Raw genomic sequence first — 6252 nt, forward strand, 5'->3', positions numbered from 1 at the left:
TTCCTCTTTTTTCATGCCGAAGAGACGGATACAACTGACTTAAATCACCGGACTTCTAAATAAATCGAAGTTTGAAGAAGTTTTGCCCAAAGTAACTGTCATTATTCCGACCTATAACCAAAAATTTTACCTTCAGGAAGCTGTCGAAAGTGTTATGGCCCAAGATTATCCTAACTTGGAGATCCTTATTGCCGATGATTGTTCTAATGATGGTACCGATAAGATGATGGAGCAGTTTTTGGGGGATCATAGAATTCGTTATATAAGACACGAAAAAAACTTTGGTACAGGTCTGAATACAAGGCATGTTCTCTACAACATGGTTAATGGCGAGTATGTTCTTGTTCTCAATCACGATGACTATCTAATTGATCGCGGATTCATTACCAAGGCTGCTCAACTGCTGCATTTTAACCCCAAACTATCCTTTGTCTGGGCAAATTGCAATATTTTGGACGTTAATAGCGGGCAAATGACGGCTACAAACCATAATTGTCCTGCGGTAGTAGGAGGTCTTGAATATTTCACAAACTATGGGACTGGTGGCTATTACCACATTACCTCCGTACTAACGACAGTATTTAGGAGAGAAGATGCTGTCAGAATGAATTGTTACTTCGAGGAATCGAAAGCGTTGGATTTATTCCTACATTTGAAATTAATGCTGACGGGGGACGTCGGCTTTATCAATGACCACGTTGCAGTATATCGAATTCACGATGGAGGCATATCCCTCAATCTCCCGTCCGGGTTCGACCGGTCAACTATAAAAGAATTTCAAGCATTAAAATCAATTGCACACGGTCTAGGAGTGTACGAAGGTCATTTAAACAATTGGTTAAGTAATCAAGTTTTCTCCTACTACCGCTGGAGATTCATCTCCTTGTGGGGGAAAAATCGAAAGAAAACGGCTGTAGATCTCTTATTGGATATTAAGGATGATTATCCAATCGCTTATGAAGCTGTTCTGAATTCTATCTAGGAAATGAGGGGCACCTATTGATTAATGTAACTCAAACTCACTTACCTGACCGCGATAAATTTAAAGCTTACGTTGATCAAATCTTTGATTCTGGTTGGCTTACGAATAATGGACAGTTTGTAAAGGAACTGCAATCAAAGTTAGCCCATTTCCTCGGTGTGAAAAACTTGTTACTGGTTAATAATGGAACTATTGCTTTGCAAGTTGCATACAAGCTGCTGGGCTTAAAAGGTGACGTTCTAACGACACCGTTTTCTTTCGTGGCTACTACGAGTTCTTTAGTCTGGGAAGGGATTAACCCGATCTTTGTGGATATTAATGAACAAACATTTAACTTAGATCCCAGGTTAATTGAGCAGAATATAACCTCTAGTACAACAGGCATTGTTGCGACTCATGTTTATGGAAATGCTTGTGAGGTCGAACAGATTGAGAATATTGCTCGTAAGCATAATCTTAAAGTGGTTTATGATGCGGCACATGCTTTCGGCGTAAATTATAAAGGAAAAAGTCTGTTAAGCTTTGGGGATATATCCACAATTAGTTTCCATAGCACAAAGCTCTTCCACACCATTGAAGGAGGAGCGCTGATCATTAAAGACGACGAGCTGTTTGATAAGGCTAAGCGTATGATCAATTTTGGAATTGCCTCACAAACCTATCAATCCGGTGTGGGGATAAATGCCAAAATGAATGAATTCTCTGCGGCTATGGGGCTTTGTATGCTGGATGAACTAGAAGAGATTCATGAGGGGCGTGAGACGGTTTATAATCGTTACATGGATGCATTCAGAAGCGCTCCCCGGATCTCATTTCAAAAACATAACCCGGATTGTAACCGGAATTATGCTTATTTTCCGGTTTTGTTAGAAAATGAAGAAGTTCTCCTGCGAGTTGTAAAAGAATTAAATGAGCGAGGGATTGCTCCGAGGAGGTATTTTTATCCTTCTTTAAATCATTTGGATTATATCCCTGACCAGTCAGGAGTGGATATTGCTGAGAATATTGCAAGGAGAATACTCTGTTTGCCGATGTTCGATAGTTTAGATGAAGATACGCAACGGAAGATAATTGACGTAGTTGTTACGTACACTTAAACGGTTCTTGTCAGGAGGAAAGAGCTTGTCTTATTCCAAAATCATTTCTATTCATGGCGTTCCTCGCTCAGGAACCTCATGGTTGGGGCAGATAATTGATAGTTGTCCGGATGTCCGGTACAAATACCAACCATTATTTTCTTATGCATTTAAGGACCGTCTATGGGTAAGAAGTAGTGATGAAGAAATTGAACGATTCTTTCGAGAGTTGTATGAACATTCGGACGATTTTCTTGATCAAAAAGAACAAGTGAGGCACGGCTCATACCCTAGGTTTTATCAAAAACAGGAAAATCCGACTTTTTTGGCGCTGAAGGAAGTTAGATATCACTATCTGATGCCCAGGCTTCTCCAGAGTCAAGAGGGCATCAAAATTGTTGCAATTGTAAGGAATCCTTGTGGCGTACTCAACTCTTGGAAAAATGCACCGAAGGAATTTCTCCATAATTGGGATTTTAATGAGGAGTGGAGGTTCGCTCAGAGTAAGAATCAGTTTCGTCCAGAAGAGTATTTTGGATTTCATAAGTGGATTGAATATACCAAGATGGTTATGGAACTTGAAAAGACATACCCCGAGCGCTGCAAACTTGTGCGCTATGAGGAGCTAGTAATGGACCCGGAGAAGAGTTCACGAAATATATTTAGTTTCTGTGGGCTAGATTGGTCTCAGCAAACAGAAAAATTTCTCCAGATCTCAACCTCTGTCACTGTTGCTGATACTTACAGCGTTTTTCGTGAGAAAAAAGACGTTGATGATTGGCGGGCGAGCTTGCCAGATAAAGTTGTTCAAGCAGTGTATAATGAGTTAAAAAATACAGAATTTGAAAAATTCCTAAACTAAAGGACAGATTCCTTTGAGTAACAATAAAGTCATACAATGGCATTTCAGTAAAATAACAAAAACCGACCGGCAGCGAATGAATGGTCATAAAAGTTGCGTTATTTGGTTTACCGGATTATCGGGCTCAGGTAAATCAACATTAGCAACTGAACTGGAGGCAGCTTTATTCAATATGGGAATCAGATCGTATGTTTTGGATGGAGATAACATACGACACGGACTAAATAAAAATTTAGGCTTTTCATCCGAAGATCGGAAAGAAAACATCCGAAGAATTGGTGAAGTTTCCAAGCTGTTTGTTGATGCAGGGTTGATTACTCTTTCGGCGTTTATCTCTCCTTACCGTGAAGATCGAGAAAACGTAAGGGCATTGTTTTCAACTAATGAGTTTGTCGAGGTTTACGTAAAATGCTCAATTGAGGAATGTGAACGTCGAGATCCTAAAGGCCTTTACGCAAAGGCGCGTAACGGATATATTAAGGAATTCACGGGTATTACTGCGCCATATGAAGAACCGGTAAAGCCTGAAATTATTGTTGAAACTGATACACAATCAATAGAAGACTGCATTCAAAGCATTATGAATTTTCTAAAAAACAATGAGTTAATATAAAATATATTGTAGGAGTTGGGGTGCAACTCCTACTTTTGGTATTCTGGGAGGGCTTAATCAAAACCTTCATAATTCTATACCAATTCGTACTGTTCAAGAAAGAGTTTTATGTCCGCAACTCCATTGAACATTAGAACATCAATGATCGATAAATTTGGTATAAACTTATTGTTAAACTGTTTGTACACAATGGGAGCCATTTTAATAAAATTTAATTCAATCGAATGATTTTCGAAGTTTGCTTTACTATATAAATCTGTACCCCCAATTGCATTAATGTAACATTCTGCCCCTAAAATCTTGTTAATTGCAATAACCCTTTCTTCTCCTTTAAGCTCGTTTAAATGAGGCGAGTTCAGATGGGAAGAGATTTTTATTATTGTGTCTATCCCCAAGTATTTACAAATCATTGTGATGGAATTCGTGATGAAAGGAGAGACTTTTAGTTCGTCAGAGGACATGATCTCTGCGATAAGAGGATAAACTTGTCTGAAGAACGGTGCTCTGGCATAGTTGGCTTTAATCGTTGTAAGAAACTTGGTTTTCTCTTCTTCAAATCGTTCAGAGAACGATTTTTGATTAATATTATCGAAAGTTGAACCTGTTTTGATGCCAAAAGTGAACAAATGTTCTTGATCTCTAACCAATATTTTATTCCGATTTATCCAGCCGCCTTTAATGTATTGAACGTCATCATAAACAACGTAAACGTTGACTGCTTGAATTAGCTGGAAGTAACCGAGGTACGGGAACAAATATGGCTGCATGATAGCGCATTTCATATATTTAAGTAGCACCTCTGATTTGCTATTGTTAAAGCAATCTTACAACATTTTTCTAATGTTTGCATTAGTCACTTCCTGTCATGAAATATATTGAAGGGTTGAAAGGAGGGAATAGGGTTTGCAAAAAGAAATAGGGGGATATTTTGAATTGGAGTTGGACACAAGATGTGAATATTATCAGAATGCAATCTCCTTAAATAACGCTCGGATGTGTCTGTATTATATCCTAAAAAATCGAAATTACCGAAAAATCTATATTCCATATTACATATGCGATTCGATTCTAGAACCGATTACGAAATTGGGTGTCGCTATCGAATTTTATCGTATTGATGAAACCTTTCTTCCTCATTTCGATGGTAAGATTAAAAGCGATGAATGCATGCTGTATGTAAATTACTTTGGAGTTTGTGATACTAACGTGTCTCTGGTTATCGAAAGGTATCGCAACGTCATTATAGACAATACACAGGCATTCTTCAGTAGACCTCAAGACGGAGTTGACACTTTTTATTCAGCTAGAAAATTTTTCGGGGTAGCGGATGGGGGGTATTTAATCTCAAATATCGTCCCCCCAGATACCTTAGAATCAGATGTCTCATTTGAGAGATATAGATATGTATTAGGCCGAATTGATACGAATGCAAGCGAACATTACTTGGATTTCTTGAAGAATGAAGATAGTATGAGTAACATTGAACCCAAATACATGTCAAAATTAACCAAGAGAATATTGGCCAGCATTGATTATACGAGAGTGCAAACTGTCAGAAATAGAAACTTCAATTTTCTACATGAGCATCTTAAAGAAACCAACGAAATTCTGTGCAAATTAGAACAAGTTAACGGACCGATGGTATATCCCTATATGACTTCAAAGACTGGGATGAGGCAACGGCTAATTGAAAACAAAATATTCGTAGCCACATACTGGAAGGAGGTTTCTGGAAGAATACAAACAAATTGGTATGAGGCGAAACTAGTCAACAACTTGCTCCCGTTACCAATAGATCAGCGTTATGACATTCGAGATATGCAGCGGATAGTTCAACTTATTCTAAACTAAAAGTATGGTCAGGGAGGACGAAATGACAAATCACATAATTAATTCGACAAAGGAAATTAAACAAAAGATAGAGAACATGGTTAATATTGGTGACTTTGGAAACGCAATGCAATTTATTAATTCCTATAAAACCGTTATGATTGATGATCCAGAAATATATTCAATTGAATCGATTGCCTACTATCAAAAGGGGGATATAGCAAATGCGGTTTTGGCTTTAAAGAAGGGACTAATTGCAGACCACACCGGTTTTGACAATTTATACAATATGGGGATTATACTGTATCAACAAAATTTCTTGGGAGCGGCAAAGAAATTCTTGCAGCTATCAAGGGTTTCCAAGTATAGAAACGAAGTATTGAAATTAATTGAGGATACATTGCATAAAATTGAAATAGCAATACAAGAAGGACAGTCTCAAAAGCAATATGAAGAACAGCATGATTTTATAATACATTTATTAGAGGAAATGGAAAAGGGTGAAGAGAAATACCTTCCCTTCAATATTGATTTATCAGCAATAAGGGCAAGAAAATTGCCTGTGGAAATAGGAAATTACGTTAATACAGCACATAATAAAAAGGAAATATTACTTTATTTAGAACAAATTGAAGCGATGTACAACTCCCTGAGTGATGCTGAATCAAAGTCGCTGTTAGTAAAGCTGTTGGCATACAAACTTCTCGGGAATTTAAAGATCGAGCTGCCAAGAAATAAACCGGAGTTCTGGGGTAATCGGCAGTTGGCAAGAGAATGTATATGTTCCGTGGAGACCATTAGAACTAACTATTTAGACTGGGAATTAAATTTATCCTGAATTTCGAAAGCGCATAAGAATGCGGTGGCGATCATCCAGGAGCGGATCAAC

The 6252-nt window shown here is 37.9% G+C and carries 7 protein-coding genes; 6 read left to right on the forward strand and 1 reads right to left on the reverse strand.

Annotated features, from left to right (window positions below):
- Window positions 1-82: 82 nt before the first annotated feature.
- From ACFFK0_RS01910 to cysC, 4 genes are read left to right on the forward strand one after another with little or no spacing between them, the layout of a single operon-like run.
- On the forward strand, window positions 83-982 hold the full coding sequence (locus tag ACFFK0_RS01910) for a glycosyltransferase family 2 protein (RefSeq protein ID WP_377468100.1): 900 nt from the start codon (window positions 83-85) through the stop codon (window positions 980-982).
- A 17-nt stretch (window positions 983-999) separates the two neighbouring features.
- The gene (locus ACFFK0_RS01915; RefSeq protein ID WP_377468102.1) at window positions 1000-2079 is read left to right on the forward strand and encodes a DegT/DnrJ/EryC1/StrS family aminotransferase; all 1080 of its coding nucleotides are present in this window, start codon (window positions 1000-1002) and stop codon (window positions 2077-2079) included.
- A 25-nt stretch (window positions 2080-2104) separates the two neighbouring features.
- On the forward strand, window positions 2105-2920 hold the full coding sequence (locus ACFFK0_RS01920) for a sulfotransferase family protein (RefSeq protein WP_377468104.1): 816 nt from the start codon (window positions 2105-2107) through the stop codon (window positions 2918-2920).
- A gap of 13 nt (window positions 2921-2933) precedes the next feature.
- Window positions 2934-3533 (forward strand): adenylyl-sulfate kinase, encoded by a 600-nt coding sequence (gene cysC / locus ACFFK0_RS01925; protein WP_377468107.1) that lies wholly within the window; start codon window positions 2934-2936, stop codon window positions 3531-3533.
- Between the two features lie 74 nt (window positions 3534-3607).
- On the opposite strand, the gene ACFFK0_RS01930 is transcribed toward cysC, so the two are convergent.
- On the reverse strand, window positions 3608-4315 hold the full coding sequence (locus ACFFK0_RS01930) for a WbqC family protein (protein ID WP_377468109.1): 708 nt from the start codon (window positions 4313-4315) through the stop codon (window positions 3608-3610).
- Window positions 4316-4436: 121 nt separating this feature from the next.
- Here ACFFK0_RS01930 and ACFFK0_RS01935 point away from each other — a divergent pair, with 121 nt between their 5' ends.
- Window positions 4437-5384: a hypothetical protein gene (locus tag ACFFK0_RS01935; RefSeq protein ID WP_377468111.1), complete on the forward strand. Its 948-nt coding sequence runs from the start codon at window positions 4437-4439 to the stop codon at window positions 5382-5384.
- Between the two features lie 22 nt (window positions 5385-5406).
- The gene (locus tag ACFFK0_RS01940; RefSeq protein WP_377468113.1) at window positions 5407-6201 is read left to right on the forward strand and encodes a tetratricopeptide repeat protein; all 795 of its coding nucleotides are present in this window, start codon (window positions 5407-5409) and stop codon (window positions 6199-6201) included.
- Window positions 6202-6252 lie beyond the last annotated feature (51 nt).

It is taken from the genome of Paenibacillus chartarius, assembly GCF_042432825.1.
Lineage (GTDB): Bacteria > Bacillota > Bacilli > Paenibacillales > NBRC-103111 > Gordoniibacillus > Gordoniibacillus chartarius.

Coding starts and splice junctions, on each gene's coding strand:
- ACFFK0_RS01930 (WP_377468109.1), bottom strand. CDS start 4,315: ATGAAATGCGCTATCATGCAGCCATATTTGTTCCCGTACCTCGGTTAC.
- ACFFK0_RS01940 (WP_377468113.1), top strand. CDS start 5,407: ATGACAAATCACATAATTAATTCGACAAAGGAAATTAAACAAAAGATA.